The sequence below is a fragment of the Streptomyces sp. NPDC006265 genome (genome assembly GCF_040613555.1).
GTDB lineage: Bacteria > Actinomycetota > Actinomycetes > Streptomycetales > Streptomycetaceae > Streptomyces.
The window spans coordinates 1-14,339 of the sequence record NZ_JBEXSH010000130.1; the positions used below are offsets into that span (position 1 = coordinate 1).

The 14,339-nt window shown below is 71.9% G+C and carries 15 protein-coding genes and 1 pseudogene; 10 read left to right on the plus strand and 6 right to left on the minus strand.

Translation table 11 applies throughout. The features are described from left to right. Positions 1 to 373: 373 nt before the first annotated feature. Together ABZ281_RS13615 and ABZ281_RS13620 are read right to left on the minus strand one after the other, a co-directional pair. Positions 374 to 667 carry a putative quinol monooxygenase gene (locus tag ABZ281_RS13615; RefSeq protein ID WP_356655139.1) on the minus strand — a complete coding sequence of 98 codons (294 nt, stop codon included), beginning with the start codon at positions 665 to 667 and terminating at the stop codon, positions 374 to 376. A gap of 499 nt (positions 668 to 1,166) precedes the next feature. Next, positions 1,167 to 2,129, minus strand: a complete 963-nt coding sequence (locus ABZ281_RS13620) for a carbohydrate kinase (RefSeq protein WP_356655141.1) — start codon at positions 2,127 to 2,129, stop codon at positions 1,167 to 1,169. A gap of 245 nt (positions 2,130 to 2,374) precedes the next feature. Here ABZ281_RS13620 and ABZ281_RS13625 point away from each other — a divergent pair, with 245 nt between their 5' ends. The 5 genes from ABZ281_RS13625 to ABZ281_RS13645 all read left to right on the plus strand — a co-directional run bounded on the left by ABZ281_RS13625 (position 2,375) and on the right by ABZ281_RS13645 (position 7,120). Next, a complete protein-coding gene (locus ABZ281_RS13625; RefSeq protein WP_356655143.1) occupies positions 2,375 to 3,397 on the plus strand; it encodes a sugar ABC transporter substrate-binding protein in 1,023 nt (340 codons plus the stop codon). A 106-nt stretch (positions 3,398 to 3,503) separates the two neighbouring features. Next, positions 3,504 to 4,517 (plus strand): ABC transporter permease, encoded by a 1,014-nt coding sequence (locus ABZ281_RS13630; RefSeq protein WP_356655145.1) that lies wholly within the window; start codon positions 3,504 to 3,506, stop codon positions 4,515 to 4,517. After that, positions 4,514 to 5,350 carry an ATP-binding cassette domain-containing protein gene (locus ABZ281_RS13635; protein WP_356655147.1) on the plus strand — a complete coding sequence of 279 codons (837 nt, stop codon included), beginning with the start codon at positions 4,514 to 4,516 and terminating at the stop codon, positions 5,348 to 5,350. Before ABZ281_RS13630 ends, ABZ281_RS13635 begins: the two co-directional genes overlap by 4 nt. A gap of 71 nt (positions 5,351 to 5,421) precedes the next feature. Next, the gene (locus ABZ281_RS13640; RefSeq protein ID WP_356655149.1) at positions 5,422 to 6,453 is read left to right on the plus strand and encodes a LacI family DNA-binding transcriptional regulator; all 1,032 of its coding nucleotides are present in this window, start codon (positions 5,422 to 5,424) and stop codon (positions 6,451 to 6,453) included. 115 nt (positions 6,454 to 6,568) lie between these two features. Continuing rightward, positions 6,569 to 7,120, plus strand: coding sequence for a cupin domain-containing protein (locus ABZ281_RS13645; RefSeq protein ID WP_356655151.1), 552 nt, complete (start codon positions 6,569 to 6,571; stop codon positions 7,118 to 7,120). Here the strand turns inward: ABZ281_RS13645 and ABZ281_RS13650 are convergent. Further along, positions 7,057 to 8,238 carry an ATP-grasp domain-containing protein gene (locus ABZ281_RS13650; RefSeq protein WP_356655153.1) on the minus strand — a complete coding sequence of 394 codons (1,182 nt, stop codon included), beginning with the start codon at positions 8,236 to 8,238 and terminating at the stop codon, positions 7,057 to 7,059. The genes ABZ281_RS13645 and ABZ281_RS13650 overlap by 64 nt on opposite strands. Positions 8,239 to 8,495: 257 nt before the next feature. On the opposite strand from ABZ281_RS13650, the gene ABZ281_RS13655 reads away from it, so the two are divergent. Both ABZ281_RS13655 and ABZ281_RS13660 read left to right on the plus strand, forming a co-directional pair. After that, entirely contained in the window at positions 8,496 to 9,353 is an 858-nt protein-coding gene (locus tag ABZ281_RS13655) for a metallophosphoesterase (protein ID WP_356655155.1), read from the plus strand. Continuing rightward, entirely contained in the window at positions 9,350 to 10,009 is a 660-nt protein-coding gene (locus tag ABZ281_RS13660) for a 4'-phosphopantetheinyl transferase superfamily protein (RefSeq protein WP_356655157.1), read from the plus strand. Before ABZ281_RS13655 ends, ABZ281_RS13660 begins: the two co-directional genes overlap by 4 nt. Before the next feature lie 36 nt (positions 10,010 to 10,045). Here ABZ281_RS13660 and ABZ281_RS13665 read toward each other — a convergent pair whose 3' ends face one another. The 3 genes from ABZ281_RS13665 to ABZ281_RS13675 all read right to left on the minus strand — a co-directional run bounded on the left by ABZ281_RS13665 (position 10,046) and on the right by ABZ281_RS13675 (position 11,671). Further along, positions 10,046 to 10,270 (minus strand): hypothetical protein, encoded by a 225-nt coding sequence (locus tag ABZ281_RS13665; protein WP_031109019.1) that lies wholly within the window; start codon positions 10,268 to 10,270, stop codon positions 10,046 to 10,048. A 178-nt stretch (positions 10,271 to 10,448) separates the two neighbouring features. After that, on the minus strand, positions 10,449 to 10,979 hold the full coding sequence (locus ABZ281_RS13670; RefSeq protein WP_356655159.1) for a toxin-antitoxin system, toxin component: 531 nt from the start codon (positions 10,977 to 10,979) through the stop codon (positions 10,449 to 10,451). A gap of 32 nt (positions 10,980 to 11,011) precedes the next feature. After that, positions 11,012 to 11,671: a helix-turn-helix transcriptional regulator gene (locus ABZ281_RS13675; RefSeq protein WP_356655161.1), complete on the minus strand. Its 660-nt coding sequence runs from the start codon at positions 11,669 to 11,671 to the stop codon at positions 11,012 to 11,014. 238 nt (positions 11,672 to 11,909) lie between these two features. Here ABZ281_RS13675 and ABZ281_RS13680 point away from each other — a divergent pair, with 238 nt between their 5' ends. The 3 genes and pseudogenes from ABZ281_RS13680 to ABZ281_RS13690 form a co-directional block, all read left to right on the plus strand. Further along, entirely contained in the window at positions 11,910 to 12,575 is a 666-nt protein-coding gene (locus ABZ281_RS13680; RefSeq protein ID WP_356655163.1) for a hypothetical protein, read from the plus strand. A 70-nt stretch (positions 12,576 to 12,645) separates the two neighbouring features. Further along, positions 12,646 to 13,800 carry an FAD-binding oxidoreductase gene (locus tag ABZ281_RS13685; RefSeq protein ID WP_356655165.1) on the plus strand — a complete coding sequence of 385 codons (1,155 nt, stop codon included), beginning with the start codon at positions 12,646 to 12,648 and terminating at the stop codon, positions 13,798 to 13,800. Continuing rightward, positions 13,797 to 14,087, plus strand: a pseudogene (locus tag ABZ281_RS13690) ((2Fe-2S)-binding protein); the annotation flags it as partial. The gene ABZ281_RS13685 and the pseudogene ABZ281_RS13690, both read left to right, overlap by 4 nt. Between the last annotated feature and the right edge of the window lie 252 nt (positions 14,088 to 14,339).

Consider the following 14,339-nt stretch of genomic DNA (forward strand, 5'->3'; position numbering starts at 1 on the left):
GCACGACGGGGGCATGTCCCAGCTCGACCGGTTCACGGTCGTCCGCCACGACCCACGCGATCGGGCGAGGCTCTTCGCGTGGGCCTGCGCCGTGGAAGACCTGGTGGGTAGCCGCTTCCTGACGGACGCCCCGGCACGGGCTGCCCGCCCGTCTCCCTGGTAGGGGGCACCGGCCCGCGAACGGCCGGTGCCCCCTACCCCGGGGGAGCGGGGGGCGTGGCGCGCCTCGCGGCCCGCCTGCGCGTGGCACTGGGCGAGGCGGTGTACAAGGCGGAGTCCACATCCGAAAAATCCGACGCGACCACGGCAGCGACGGCCTGGGCGGAGGCCCGCCCGCGAACACCCCGAACGCGTAGAGCCGTTCGCCGGAGGGTCAGTCCAGCGGATCGAGGAAGGTGAGCACGGAGGCGCTCTCCTCGATCAGCGGCCCGAGCGCGGCGTTGAACGGGCCGCCGTACGGGGCGTTCAGGTGGGCTGTGAAGGCGTCGTCGTCCCGGTAGACCTCGAAGATCCAGAAGGCGCGCGGGCGGGTGGCCTTGGTGTAGGCGTCGAAGGCGAGGTTGCCTTCCTCTTCCCGCACCTTCAGGGCGTAGTCGCGCAGCAGCCGGGCGACTTCCTCCTCCGCTCCCTCGCGGGCGGTGAATTCGGCGAACAGGGTCTTCTTCACGGTGAGTCGGCCTCCATGGTCGGGGACGGTGGGGAGGATCAGTCGCGGTGGGAGCCGAGGTGCCGGTCGTCGGCCCGGTCCGGCTTCACCGAGCCGTTCCCGGCGAAGACCCGCACTTTCTGCTCTCGGGGTCGGGGACGATCTGGTGGATGATCACGGCCTCGCCGTCGCCGCCGAACGACGGCCCGAGGGCGGGCGGAGGAGCGGACAGTCCGCACGAGGCCGCCCCTGCCGCGACGATCCGCCGTCGAGCACGCCGGGAAGTGCGTCCAGGGCGCATGAAGTCTCCAGTGCCGTGGCCGTCCGCGCAGCGGAACCCGAGCTGCTCCGGCGCGGACCGGCCGAGAGGTGATCCCCCGGCCGGCGCCGTCGTCCACGCCGTCCAGGTATGTCATCGCTGACTTGTGTCATCGATGACATCGAGATGCTCGATGATGGAGGCAGGACGGGCACCACGTCAACGGGCCCGCGCGGGGCCGGCCTTTGCGGAAGAAGTCCCTCAGGCGCGGTCGGCCGCCGCGGGGCGCGTCAGCTCGTGCCGCCACGGCGGGTTGGGGCCGGCCACCGAGCAGGTCAGGGAGGCGACCCGGGCGGCGAAGCGGCAGGCTTCCTCCACGTCGGCGAGCCGGAGATCCGTCAGCCGGCCGCCGAGGACTCCGCGGGCGGCCAGGTGGTGCAGTAGGCCGGCGGTGAAGGAGTCGCCCGCCCCGACGGTGTCGACCACCTTAGCCGCGACCGCCGGCACCTCCACCCGTTCGCCGTCGAGCGAGGCCAGGGCGCCGTCCCCACCGCGTGTGATCACGACGAGCCGGACCCCCGCGGCGTGCCAGGTGTCGCACGCCTGCTCGAGGGACGTGCCGGGCAGCAGCAGTTCGAGGTCTTCATCGCTGAGCCGCAGGATGTCGGCGATCCGGCACCAGTGCGGCAGCCTGTCGCGGTAGACCTCGGGGCGCACCAGCAGCGGACGCACGTTGGGATCGATGCTGACGGTGGCCCGGGGCGCCGCCGCCGCCAGGAACTCCTCCACCGCGGCTGCTCCCGGTTCCCGGACCAGGGCGAGCGATCCGGTGTGTACGCAGGCGGACTCGGACAGGTCCGCACCGGCGAGTTCCACGGCCGCCCACTGCCAGTCGGCCGTGTTCTGCGCGTGGAAGGAGAACGCGGCCCGGCCCTGGGCGTCCAGTTCCGCCACGGCCAGCGTGCTCGGCTCGGACGCCTTGACGGCGTCCGAAAGGTCCACTCCGGACTCCGTCAGATGTGCCCGGAACAGACGGCCGAACACATCTTCGGACAGGCGTGCGAGGAAGCGGGCCTTGGTGCCGAGCCGGGCGAGCGACACGGCCGTGTTCGCCGGCCCGCCCCCGGGCAGCACCCGCAGGGCGAGTTCGTTCGGGGCCTTCGCGGGCTCGGTGAACGCGTCCGCGACGCACTCTCCCAGGACGGTGATCTGATGCGGGCTCATCTGCTGCTCTCCTCTGCGACCGTGCGGGCGAACCGGTCACGTCATGGCGCAGCCGCTGATCAGCTGCGGGGGCGGCGGCCGGGGCGTTGCCGATTTGTGACGCGGGCAAGGCATTGACGTTGCCGGGAGCCGGAGTCCATCATCCTCGCCATGCAGTGTCAACGATGACATAAGTCAACGATGACATCTCGGGACGGCATGCTCCGATGCCGGCCGCGCCGCTCGTTATCCCGCAGGAGTCGTTCATGTCTCGCACCACTCGTCTGCCCTCCTCCCTCCTCAGAGTCGCCGCGTGCACCGGCGCCGCGGCCCTCGCCCTGACGGCCTGCGGATCCGGATCCGGCACCGGTTCGGCTTCGGCCGGTGCCGGATCGGGCGACGTCAAGGTCGGTCTGATCACCAAGACCGACACCAATCCGTTCTTCGTGAAGATGAAGGAGGGCGCCGAGAAGGCCGCGAAGGCCGAGGGCGTGCAGCTCATGACCGCGGCCGGCAAGTTCGACGGCGACAACGCCGGTCAGGTCACGGCCATCGAGAACATGGTCGCCTCGGGCGTGAAGGGCATCCTCATCACCCCCAGCGACTCGAAGGCGATCGTGCCGGCGCTCGAAAAGGCCAAGGCCAAGGGTGTCCTGGTCATCGCGCTCGACACCCCGACCGAGCCGCAGAGCGCCGTCGACGCCCTCTTCGCCACCGACAATCTCAAGGCCGGCGAGCTGATCGGCGAGTACGCCAAGGCCGCCATGAAGGGCAAGACGGCGAAGATAGCCGCCCTCGACCTCGCGCCGGGCGTCTCCGTCGGCGTGCAGCGGCACAACGGCTTCCTCAAGGGCTTCGGCGCCACCGACAAGGACGTCGCCTGCGCCCAGGACACCGGCGGCGACCAGTCCAAGGGCCAGACCGCCATGGAGAACTGCCTCCAGAAGGAACCCGGCATCAACGTCGTCTACACCATCAACGAACCGGCCGCCCTCGGCGCCTACACCGCTTTGAAGGCCAAGGGCCGCGAAAAGGACGTCCTGATCGTCTCCGTGGACGGCGGCTGCACCGGAACCCGGGCCGTCAAGGACGGCAAGATCGCCGCGACCTCGCAGCAGTACCCGCTGAAGATGGCCGCCGAGGGCGTCAAGGCCGTCGTGACCTACGCCAAGGACGGCAAGAAGGCGTCCGGTTACACCGACACCGGCGTCACTCTGATCTCCGACAAGGCGCAGCCTGGGGTCACGTCCAAGGACACCGCCTACGGCCTGGAGAACTGCTGGGGCTGAGCCCCCCGAGGACCGCCCGCACCGCCTCACCCCTCAGCCGGCGGGCCGGCTCCCACCTCCCCGGCCGGGAGCCGGCCGCCCCCCCATCCTCCGTCAAGGACCTCGCATGACTGCCACGTCCACGCCACCGTCCACATCCTCGCCCTACGCCGAGCTGAAGGCCCCGACCACGGTCCGCCGGCTGCTCATGCAGCCGACCACGGGTCCGCTGGTCGCGCTCCTCCTGGCCTGCGTGTTCTTCTCCGTCTCGACCGACCGGTTCCTCACGGGCGGGAACTTCTCGCTGATCGTCCAGCAGGTCATGGTCGTCGGAACACTCGCGATCGGCCAGACGCTGATCATCCTCACCGCGGGCATCGACCTGTCGTGCGGGGCCGTGATGGCGTTCGGCAGCATCGTGATCGCCAAGATGGCGGCCGAGGGCTCGCTGCCGCCACTGGCCGCGATCGCCCTGGGGCTGGTCGTCTGTGGCGGTTTCGGCCTGCTCAACGGGCTGCTGGTGCAGAAGATCCCGCTGCCGCCGTTCATCGTCACCCTCGGCATGCTGAACGTGGCGTTCGCGCTGACCCACATCTACTCCGAGGAGCAGACGGTCACCAACCTGCCCGGCCCGCTGACGGCGCTGGGGCAGACCTTCCCCCTGGGCAGGACGGACATCACCTACGGGTCCCTGGTCACCATCGGCCTGTTCCTCCTCCTCGCCTACGCGCTGAGCAGCACGGGCTGGGGCCGGCACGTCTACGCCCTGGGCAACAGCCGGGAAGCCGCTCGCCTGAACGGCATCCGCACCTCCCGGCTGACCATCGGCGTCTACACCGCGGCCGGCGTCCTCTACGGCATCGCCGCCCTGTTCCTCATCTCCCGGACGGGCGTGGGCGATCCGCAGGCGGGGCAGACGGACAACCTGGACAGCATCACCGCCGTGGTCCTCGGCGGCACCAGCCTCTTCGGCGGACGCGGCTCGGTCCTGGGCACCTTCATCGGCGTCCTCATCGTCGGTGTCTTCCGCAACGGGCTCCAGCTGATGGGCGTCGCCTCCATCTACCAGACCCTGATCACCGGTGTCCTGGTGATCCTCGCGGTGACCGTCGACCAGATCTCCCGGAAGAAGGCCCGATGACCACCACCTCCTCTCCGACGCCCGTCCTCCAGGCCCGCGGTCTGGTCAAGCGCTACGGCCAAGTCACCGCCATCGACGGCGCCGACTTCGATCTGCTGCCCGGCGAGGTGCTCGCCGTCATCGGCGACAACGGCGCCGGCAAGACCAGCCTCATCAAGGCCCTCACCGGCGCGGTGACCCCCGACGCGGGCCAGATACGCCTGAACGGCGAACCCATCACCTTCTCGGGTCCCCAGAGCGCCCGCACCCACGGCATCGAGACGGTGTACCAGGACCTGGCCGTGGCCGCTTCCATGGACATCGCCTCGAACATGTTCCTGGGCCGCGAACTGCGCCGTCCGGGTGTCCTCGGCAGTGTCTTCCGCATGCTGGACAAGAAGCGCATGCGCCAGGAAGCCGCCGAGCACATGGCCGACCTGAAGATCGGTCTGCGCTCCCTCACACAGGCGGTGGAGACCCTCTCGGGCGGGCAGCGCCAGGCCGTGGCCGTGGCCCGTTCCGTCGCCTGGGCCCGCAGCGTCGTCGTCATGGACGAACCCACCGCCGCGTTGGGCGTCAAGGAGTCGGGGCAGGTCCTGGACCTCATCCGCCGCGTCCGGGACAAGGGCATGCCGGTCGTCCTGATCAGCCACAACATGCCGCACGTCTTCGAGATCGCCGACCGGATCCACGTCCACCGGCTGGGCCGCCGCGCCGCCCTGATCAAGCCCTCCGACTACTCCATGGCGGAGGTCGTGGCCATCATGACCGGCGCGCTCGGTGTCGACGCGTCCGGAGATACTGTCGTGGCGGATTCCGCGGCCGCGAAGGCCGCCGGGGTCCAGGCCAGTTGACCACACGCCCTCACAGGTTTCCGGCCGAGGCCGCGGCCGGAACCGACGAGCACAGGAGACAGTCCTCCCCCATGGCAGCGAACCGCCGCCCGACCCTGGCCGACGTCGCACGCGAAGTCGGTGTCAGCGCCAAGACGGTCTCCCGTGTCCTCAACGAGGACGGGCCCGCCTCCGCCGAGACGAGGGAACAGGTCCTCGCCGCCGTCGCCAAACTCGGCTTCCAGCCGAACCTCATGGCTCGCAACATCCGTGTCGGCGGACCCGACACCACCATCGGGCTGGTCATTCCCGACCTCGGCAACCCCTTCTTCGGTGCCGTGGCCCGAAGCATCGAGGACACCGTCCGCGAACGCGGGCTGACCCTCCTCATGGGCTCCTCCGCGGACGACCCCGACCGCGAGCGGGACCTGACCGACAAGTTCCTCGCCCGCCGCGTCAGCGTCCTGATGGTCGTGCCGTCCGTCGGCGCCGACCACTCCCACCTCAAGGCCCACCGCACCAGGGGCCTGCCCGTCGTCTTCCTCGACCGTCCGGGTTCCGGCCTGTCCACCGACAGTGTGGTCAGCTCCAACCGCACCGGCGCGCACGACGGCGTCGCCCACCTCGTCGCCCACGGCCACCGGCGCATCGGCTTCGTCGGCGACCTGCCCACCAAGCTCTACACCCGCCGTGAACGACTCGCCGGCTACCGCGAGGCGCTCCAGGAAGCCGGCATCGCCTATGACCGCGCCCTGGTCGCCAACGCCCACGACCAGCACGGGGCCGCCACCGCCACCTCCCAGCTGCTCGGATTGGACGATCCCCCCACCGCCCTGTTCGCCGGCAACAACATCGTCGCCCTGGGCGCCGTCACCGAACTCGCCCGCAGCAGGAGGAAGGACGTCGCCGTCGTCGCCTTCGACGACGTGGAACTGGCCGAGGCCCTCGAACCGGCCCTGACGGTCGTCGCGCAGGACCCCGAGGAGATCGGCAGGGCGGCCGCCGCGACGGCACTGGCCCGCCTCGACGGTGACCGCTCCCGCGCCCGCACCCTCACCGTCCCCACCCGGCTCGTCGTCCGCGGCTCGGGGGAGCGTCCGACCCCCGCACCGCGGAAGACGTGACGGCGCCGGGATCTGGCGCTGTACCGGTGCGGGGGCCGGTTCCGGCGCCGTCGAATTGACCTATGAAGACGGCACTCGAATGTCGTGGGTCGCCCGGCTCCATGGAGTCCTCGCCATGACGACGACACAGAACGAGACGGCCCCGCACGATTCGCGCATCGGCAGCGGCCTCGCACCGGTCCTCACCCGCGCCGCCGAGGCCGAGACGACGCGTGACCCCAGCAGTGTGATGACCCTGCTCGCCGACTCCCGGAACACCGGTGGGCGGCTCACCGGCTACCGGTCGACTTTCGCGGAGGGCGCCGTCGGCGCCCCCGCCCACCCGCACACCAAGGCGTCCGAGATGTTCTACGTCATCGACGGAGCACTCCAGGTGCTGGTGGGCGAGGAGGTCACCGTGCTACGAGCCGGCGACTTCCTCCTGGTGCCGCCGCACACCCCACACGCCTTCGCCGCGGCGCCCGGGGCGAGAGCCGACGTGCTGTTCGTCCTCACTCCGGGCGTGGGACGCTTCGACTATCTGCGGCTACTGGGCCGGGTGGTGATGCGCGGCGAGGCCGACCCGCAGGAGATCAAGGACTCCTCGGAACGCATCGACAACCACTACGTCGACAGCCCGGTGTGGCGCGAGACGCTCGCGGCCAGGCCCGGGAGCGGCGCCTTCTGAGCCGCCGCCCCGACGGCGCCGGCCTGCTCGGCCGCGGCGGACGAGGGCACCGCCGGGAGCGGCTCCGTCGTCTCCGGCCGCTGCTGCGGCAGCGACACCTGCCGCAGCGGACGCGGCCCCGACACCACCGTGTAGTCCTGGCCGAGGAACGGCGGAACCACCTCGCCCGGATCCTCGCCGAGGGCCAACTGCACAGCAGCCCATGGGGCGTTGACACCGCACAGCGACAGCTGGTGCAGCCCGCCGGCCGGGCGGGTGTTGACGTCCATGAGGACCGGCCGGTCGCCGAACATCCGGAACTGGATGTTGGACAGGTAGTGCAGACCGAAGCCCTCCGCGATCCGCCGGGCCGGGTCCAGCCACTGCTCGTGCAGGGTGAAGCCCCGGCGGCGGCCGTTCTTGGTGCGGCCCACCGCCAGCCGGACCCGGTTGTCCGGGCCGGTCAGGCAGTCCACCGACACCTCGGGCTGCTCCAGACGCGGCATCACCAGCCAGTCGACCGGCTCCTCGGCCTGCCGCAGCGCCTCCAGCACCAGGTCCAGCGGCACGTACGGGCCCGGGAACCCGCTCAGATGCATCAGCGAGAACGGCGTGCGCGTGATCACCCGGAAGCCCACCCCGCCGGCCCCGGAGGCCGGCTTGAAGCAGGGCTTGTGCCCTTGGGCCTCCAACTCCTCGACCGCTGCGACGAGTTCGTCTTCCGAGCGGACCCGGTACCACGGCGGCACCGGACCGCCGATCGCCTGGACCGCCTCGTAGGCGATCACCTTGTCGTGGAAGACGGCCACGGCCTCGGGCGGCGGCGCCAGCACCGCGGTGCCGGCCGCCTCGAACTCGGCGCGGTGCGCCACGATCGCCGACTGGTGCAGCCGGGGCACGAACACGTCGATGCCGCGCCGCCCGCACTGGTCCAGCGCGTACTCGACGTACCCGGCGGGGGACAGGTTCTCGGGCTCCAGCTCGGCGGTGTCGGCGGCGGCCAGCACCGGCGAGTCGGGGTCGCCGTGGGTGGCGTGGATGTCGACGGCCCGGTCGCTGGGATTTCTCCGCAGCTGATCCATGAAGAACACGTTCTCCGCGTACGTGCGGTTGAGCCAGACGCGTACGCGAGAGACCATGCAGGCCGCCTTTCACGGTTCGCGGGCAGGGCTGAGCAACCCGTGCCCGGGCAGGAAAATGGAGGGACACCAAACCGCCCCTGTGAAAGGAAAGTTCGTAGCGGTGGTGTTGGGGCCGATCATACGGCTTCGGCGGGCCCTGTCGTGCAACGCGCGTGTGAAGGAATTCTCCGGCCACGGCCCCGGGCCGCTCTTGCTCCCCGTCGCGCGGATGTGATCTCTTGGTGACGTCCGGGTGCGCGCGGAGGGGGCGAGAGGTGACGTCGACGGCCGGTGGCGCCGCACAACTGCTGGCCATCAGCGATCTGCACATCGGATACCCGCAGAACCGCACCCTGGTCGAGGGCATGCGGCCCGGGACGGACGACGACTGGCTGCTCGTCGCCGGTGACGTCGCGGAGACCGTGGCGGACATCCGCTGGGCCCTGAAGACGCTCGCGGGCCGCTTCCGGAAAGTCGTCTGGGTGCCCGGCAACCACGAGCTGTGGACCCATCCGAGCGATGCCGTCACCCTGCGCGGCGTCGCCCGTTACACGTACCTGGTCGAGCTGTGCCGCGGACTCGGCGTGACGACACCCGAGGACCCCTACCCCGTCTGGGACGGCCCCGGTGGCCCGGTGGCCGTCGCCCCGCTGTTCCTGTTGTACGACTACTCGTTCCTGCCGGCCGGCTGCACGACCAAGGAGCAGGGCCTTGAGTACGCGCAGGACACCGGGATCGTGTGCACCGACGAGTACCTGCTGCACCCCGACCCGTACCCGAGCCGGGAGGCCTGGTGCCGGGCCCGGGTCGCCGAGACCGAACGCAGACTCGCCGAACTGCCCGCCGGCCTGCCGGTGATCCCGGTGAACCACTACCCGCTGCACCGGCACCCGATGGACGTGCTGTGGCACCCCGAGTTCGCCATGTGGTGCGGCACGGACCTGACCGCCGACTGGCACCGCAGGTTCCGCGTGCACACCATGGTCTACGGCCATCTGCACATCCCCCGCACCACCTTCCACGAGGGCGTGCCCTTCGAAGAGGTGTCGGTGGGCTATCCGCGCGAGTGGAGCAAGCGGACCCAGCCGCCGGGACGGCTGCGGCGCATCCTGCCGAGGGAGGGCGAGCGGTGATCGAGGAACTCCTGCCGGACGCCGTGGTCACCGTGGAGGCGTACGGCCACGAGGACGCGGACACCCCGCTGTACCCCGAGGAGGCCGCGCTCGTGGCACGGGCGGTCGCCAAGCGACGCAGGGAGTTCGCCGTCGTGCGCTCCTGCGCCCGCCGCGCCATGGAGAAGCTCGGCGTACCCCCGCAGCCGATCCTGAGCGGGGAACGCGGCGCCCCCCGGTGGCCGGCCGGGCTGGCCGGCAGCATGACCCACTGCGACGGCTACTGCGCCGCGGCCCTGGTCCGGGCCACCGACCTCGCCTCCCTCGGCATCGACGCCGAGGTCCACGGACCGCTGCCCGGGGACGTCCTGTCGGCCGTGGCCCTGCCGGCCGAGGTGGAGCGGCTGCGCGGACTCGCGGCCGAACGCCCCGACATCCACTGGGACCGGCTGCTGTTCAGCGCGAAGGAGTCCGTCTACAAGACGTGGTTCCCCCTCACCGGGAAGTGGCTGGACTTCATGGAGGCCGACATCGAACTCACCGCCGACGGCACCTTCCGTGCGGCGCTGCTCGTCCCCGGCCCCCGGGTGGGCAGCCGCCGCCTCAGCCACTTCGAAGGCCGCTGGACGGCGGGGCGGGGCCTGATCGCGACGGCGATCGCGCTGCCGCACAGCTGACCCCGCCCCGCCCGACCCGGCCGGGGCTGCTCCGGGTCAGGGACCCGGCTCCGGGCACCAGTTCTCCAGGAGGCGGAAGAACGCCTCCTCGTTGCCGGTCAGTCCGGCGCGCTCCAGGGCCTGCTCCGCCTCGGCGAGCACCGCGGGCGGGACGAGCGGCGGGCTGCCCTCCAGGTCGAAGGCGGCGCGGACGGTGTGCAGCAGCCGCAGATAGGCCTGGACGGCGGTGCGTTCACGATCGGTCAGGACGGCGGTGGGCATCGGTCGGCTCTCCCCGTGTCGGCGTCGTCGGGTCCCGCGCCCTGGCGGCGCGCACGCCCCGCACAGCGGTGGCGCCCCTCCAGCTTGCCGCCCACCACTGACAATCCGGTCCCGCCGCCCTCCGGTTCGCCCGCTCGGCGGAGGCGGACCGCACCACGTTGCCGCGGCGGGCTGCCCGTCAGCCCTGCGGTCCGCGATACCCCAGCGACGCCTCGATCCGCCCCGCCAGATGATCCCGCTGCACCGGCCCCCGCGACGACGAACCTGCGAGCCAGGCCCGGCACTTGCTGGCGAGCAGCAGGCCGAAGCTCTCGGCCTCCTTCTCGTCGTCGAGGTCGAAACGGGTGCGCGCGGCGACCTTCAGCACCGTCGCCTCGAGGTCGGCGCCGTCGTCGAGCAGCCGGGCCGCCACGGCAGCGCCCGCGACGTGGTGGGAGCAGTGCCCGGCCTTCATGTGCCACAGCTCGTGGCCCAGGATCACCAACTGGTGATCGGGAGCGGTGCGCTCCTCGATCACGACGAGGTCCTGCTCGGCCATGTCGAGCCAGAGCCCGCTGGCGGTCCCGGGCGGGAACGCGGCCGTACGGAAGAGGACGGGGCGGCCACGGCGTCTGCTCATGCCGTCGCACAGGGCGGCGTACAGCTCCTCGGGGCGGGCCGGGGCGGGGAGGGTCAGCTCCGCGACCAGCTCGCCGCACAGACGGCGCATTTCCTTACCGATGCCCACAGTTCTCCCCACGGTCACGACTCGGGCCGCTTGACGCTCTCCAGGAGCATGTCCAGCCACTCGGCGACCTTGTCGCGGTGCTGGTCGGTGGGCAGTTGCGCGGCCCGCCAGGCGATGCCGCGTACGCCGTGGTCCTGCAGCAGCCGCTCCAGCGGGTCGTCCGCCGCCGCGGCCGCCTCCCGCTCACGGTCGGCGAGCTTCTGCAGCAGCTCCTGCTCGGTGTGCTGGAGGGCGCTCACGAGCGCCTCGGGGTCCTCGGCCGTCAGGAAGCCGGCGTGCACCCGGAAGAATCTCTGGAGGGCGTCGCAGTGCTCCATGGTCGGCCGCCGGTCGCCGTTGATGAGGGCGCCGGCCTGCTGACGGGACATGCCCGCGCCGTCGGCGATCTCCTGCTGGGTGTACTTGCGGCCGCCCGGCTTGAGCCGGGTCCGGCGCAACAGGTCCAGGCGCTGCAGGAACCGGGCCTGGACATCGGGCTCGCCCGCCGGCCGGCCGCAGAGCAGGGCCTTGACCACGGGATCCGGGACCCCGGAGGCGACGGACAGCCGGCCGATGTCGAAGACCTCGGCGTGCGGCACGCCGAGCCGGTCGGCGAGCGCGCCGACACGGGAGACGACGGCCGGTAGCACGGCCGTCGGCGTGGCGCCCGGACCCTCGACGAAGCCACCCTTCACCGACAGATCTCCTACGTATCTCACAGGCTTCTCACAAGTGGATGCCGTGACCTACCCCGGCGTGAACTCCCCGGAGCGTAGCCGGTGCTTCGAACTCACATCCAGGTCTCGCCACAACTGTGGCCAATTTCAGCCGTCAACAGGCACGAAATGCCACGATAGTTGACACGCCTCAGCTCCGGGCAGCAGGATCGGGGCGCCGCGTCAAGGCCGCACAGGCAAGAGGGGTGACCTCCCGATGGCATATCAGGCAGGAGGGCAGCGGCCGGCACCGCGGCCCGTCCCCGAGACTCCCGAGGCCCAGGCCTACCTGGAGGACTACGCCGGGCTCCTGGAGGGTGTCTCCTTCCCCTCCCTCGTCGTCGACCACTGCTGGGACGTGGTGCTGACCAACAGCGCCTTCCGGTCACTTTTCCGTGAGGTGGGCCCGCACCCGACGGCGATGCCAGGCGACAACTTCCTCAGGTTCGTGCTGTTCCACCCCGACGCCCCCGGAGTGCTCGGCGACCACGAGGCGAGCTGGTGCCTGCCGATGCTGGCGCACTTCGCGCGGATCGTGGAGGGCCACGGCCCCGACCACGGCCTGCACGCCATCCGCCGCGACATCGCCCAGGACCCGATCATGGACGCCGCCTACCGGCACGGTCTGCCGCACTGGATCCGCGCGGTCGGCGAGGACGCCGTCGAGCAGGACGGTGCCGTACGGCCGCTGCTGCACCCGGATCCGCGCCGGGGCGCCACCGAGTGCCGGGTCGTCGTCGAGACCTCCAGGACGCTCGAGGAACTGGGCTGCGCCCGGGTCACGTTCGTCCTGCGCGAGGCCCGCCGCTCCGCGTCCCGGGAGCGCCGTACGCGTCGCACCGCGACCGTGTCCCACCTGAGGGTCGTCCCCGCGGCCGACTGACCGCTTCCGTGCGTTCGCCCGCCCTGTCCGTACCCTTCTCAGAGCATGTGGTGTGTGACATAGTACAGATGTGAGCGAGTCGCTGACCTGCGATGTCGTGGTGGTCGGAGCCGGAGTGGTCGGCGCCGCCACCGCCCTGTACGCGGCCCGCGCCGGGCTGGACACCGTCGTGGTGGACCGGGGCCCGGTGGCCGGCGGTACGACCGGAGCGGGGGAGGGGAACCTCCTCGTCTCCGACAAGGAACCCGGACCGGAGCTCGAACTGGCCCTGCTGTCCGCCCGGCTCTGGGCCGGACTGGCCCGGGAGGGGCTGGGCCGGGCCGTCGAGTACGAGGCCAAGGGCGGTGTCGTCGTCGCCGGTACGGACCGGGCCCTGACCGGGCTGGAGAAGCTCGCCGCCGAGCAGCGCGCCGCCGGGGTCGAGGCCGTCCCGGTGCCGCCCGACCGGCTCACCGACCTGGAGCCGTACCTGGCCCCGGGCTCCGCGGGCGGCATGCACTACCCGCAGGACGCCCAGGTGATGCCGGCCCTCGCGGCGGCCCATCTGCTGCGCGCCTCCAGGGCCCGGCTGCGCACCGGCCGGGAGATGACCGGGGTCCTGCGCGGCCCGGACGGCGCGGTGCGCGGCGTGCGCACCGACCGGGGCGACCTGCACGCGCCCGCGGTCGTCAACGCGGCCGGCACCTGGGGCGGTGAGGTGGCGGCCCGTGCCGGAGTCCGTCTGCCGGTACGGCCCCGGCGGGGTTTCGTGCTGGTCACCGAACCGCTGCCGCCCCGCATCCGGCACAAGGTGTACGCCGCCGACTATGTGGCCGACGTCGCCAGCGACTCGGCGGCGCTGCAGACCTCCCCGGTGGTCGAGGGCACCCCGGCCGGGCCGGTCCTCATCGGCGCCAGCCGTGAACGGGTCGGCTTCGACCGGTCCCTGTCGCTCCCGGCGCTGCGTGCGCTGGCGGCCGGCGCGACCGGGCTCTTCCCGTTCCTCGCCGGAGTCCGGGCCATGCGGACGTACGCCGGCTTCCGGCCGTATCTGCCGGACCATCTGCCCGCGATCGGCCCCGACCCGCGGGTGCCCGGGCTCTTCCACGCCTGCGGGCACGAGGGCGCGGGCATCGGACTCGCCACCGGCACCGGGCATCTGATCGCCCAGGCGCTGACCGGGCGGACACCCGACCTCGACCTCGGCCCGTTCCGGCCCGACCGTTTCACCGAGGAGGCCGAGTGAACCCGCTGGAGCTGGCGGGGGCCAGGCCCGGCCCCGCCTTCACGGTCACGTTCGACGGGCGGACGGTCGAGGCGCTGCCCGGACAGACGGTCGCCGCCGTGCTGTGGTCGGCAGGAGTGACGTCGTGGCGCTCCACCCGAGGCGAGGGCCGTCCGCGCGGGGTGTTCTGCGGCATCGGCGTCTGCTTCGACTGCCTGGTGACCGTCAACGGCCGCCCCAACCAACGGGCCTGCCTGGTGCCGGTCCGGCCGGGGGACGAGATCGGCGCGCAGGAGGGCACGGGCCACGGGGGTACGGGGACGCAGGGCCACGCGGGCCACGGCGAGATGGGCGCGCAGGGTGGCACGGGCCGTGGGGAGATGGGCGCGCAGGAGGGCACGGGCCACGGGGGTACGGGGATGCAGGGCGACGCGGGCCACGGCGAGATGGGCGCGCAGGGTGGCACGGGCCGTGGGGAGATGGGCGCGCAGGAGGGCGTCGGCCATGAGGAGGCGTCGGCCTGGTCCTCGGCGGCAGCCAAGCGCTGTCCCGGTCCCTGT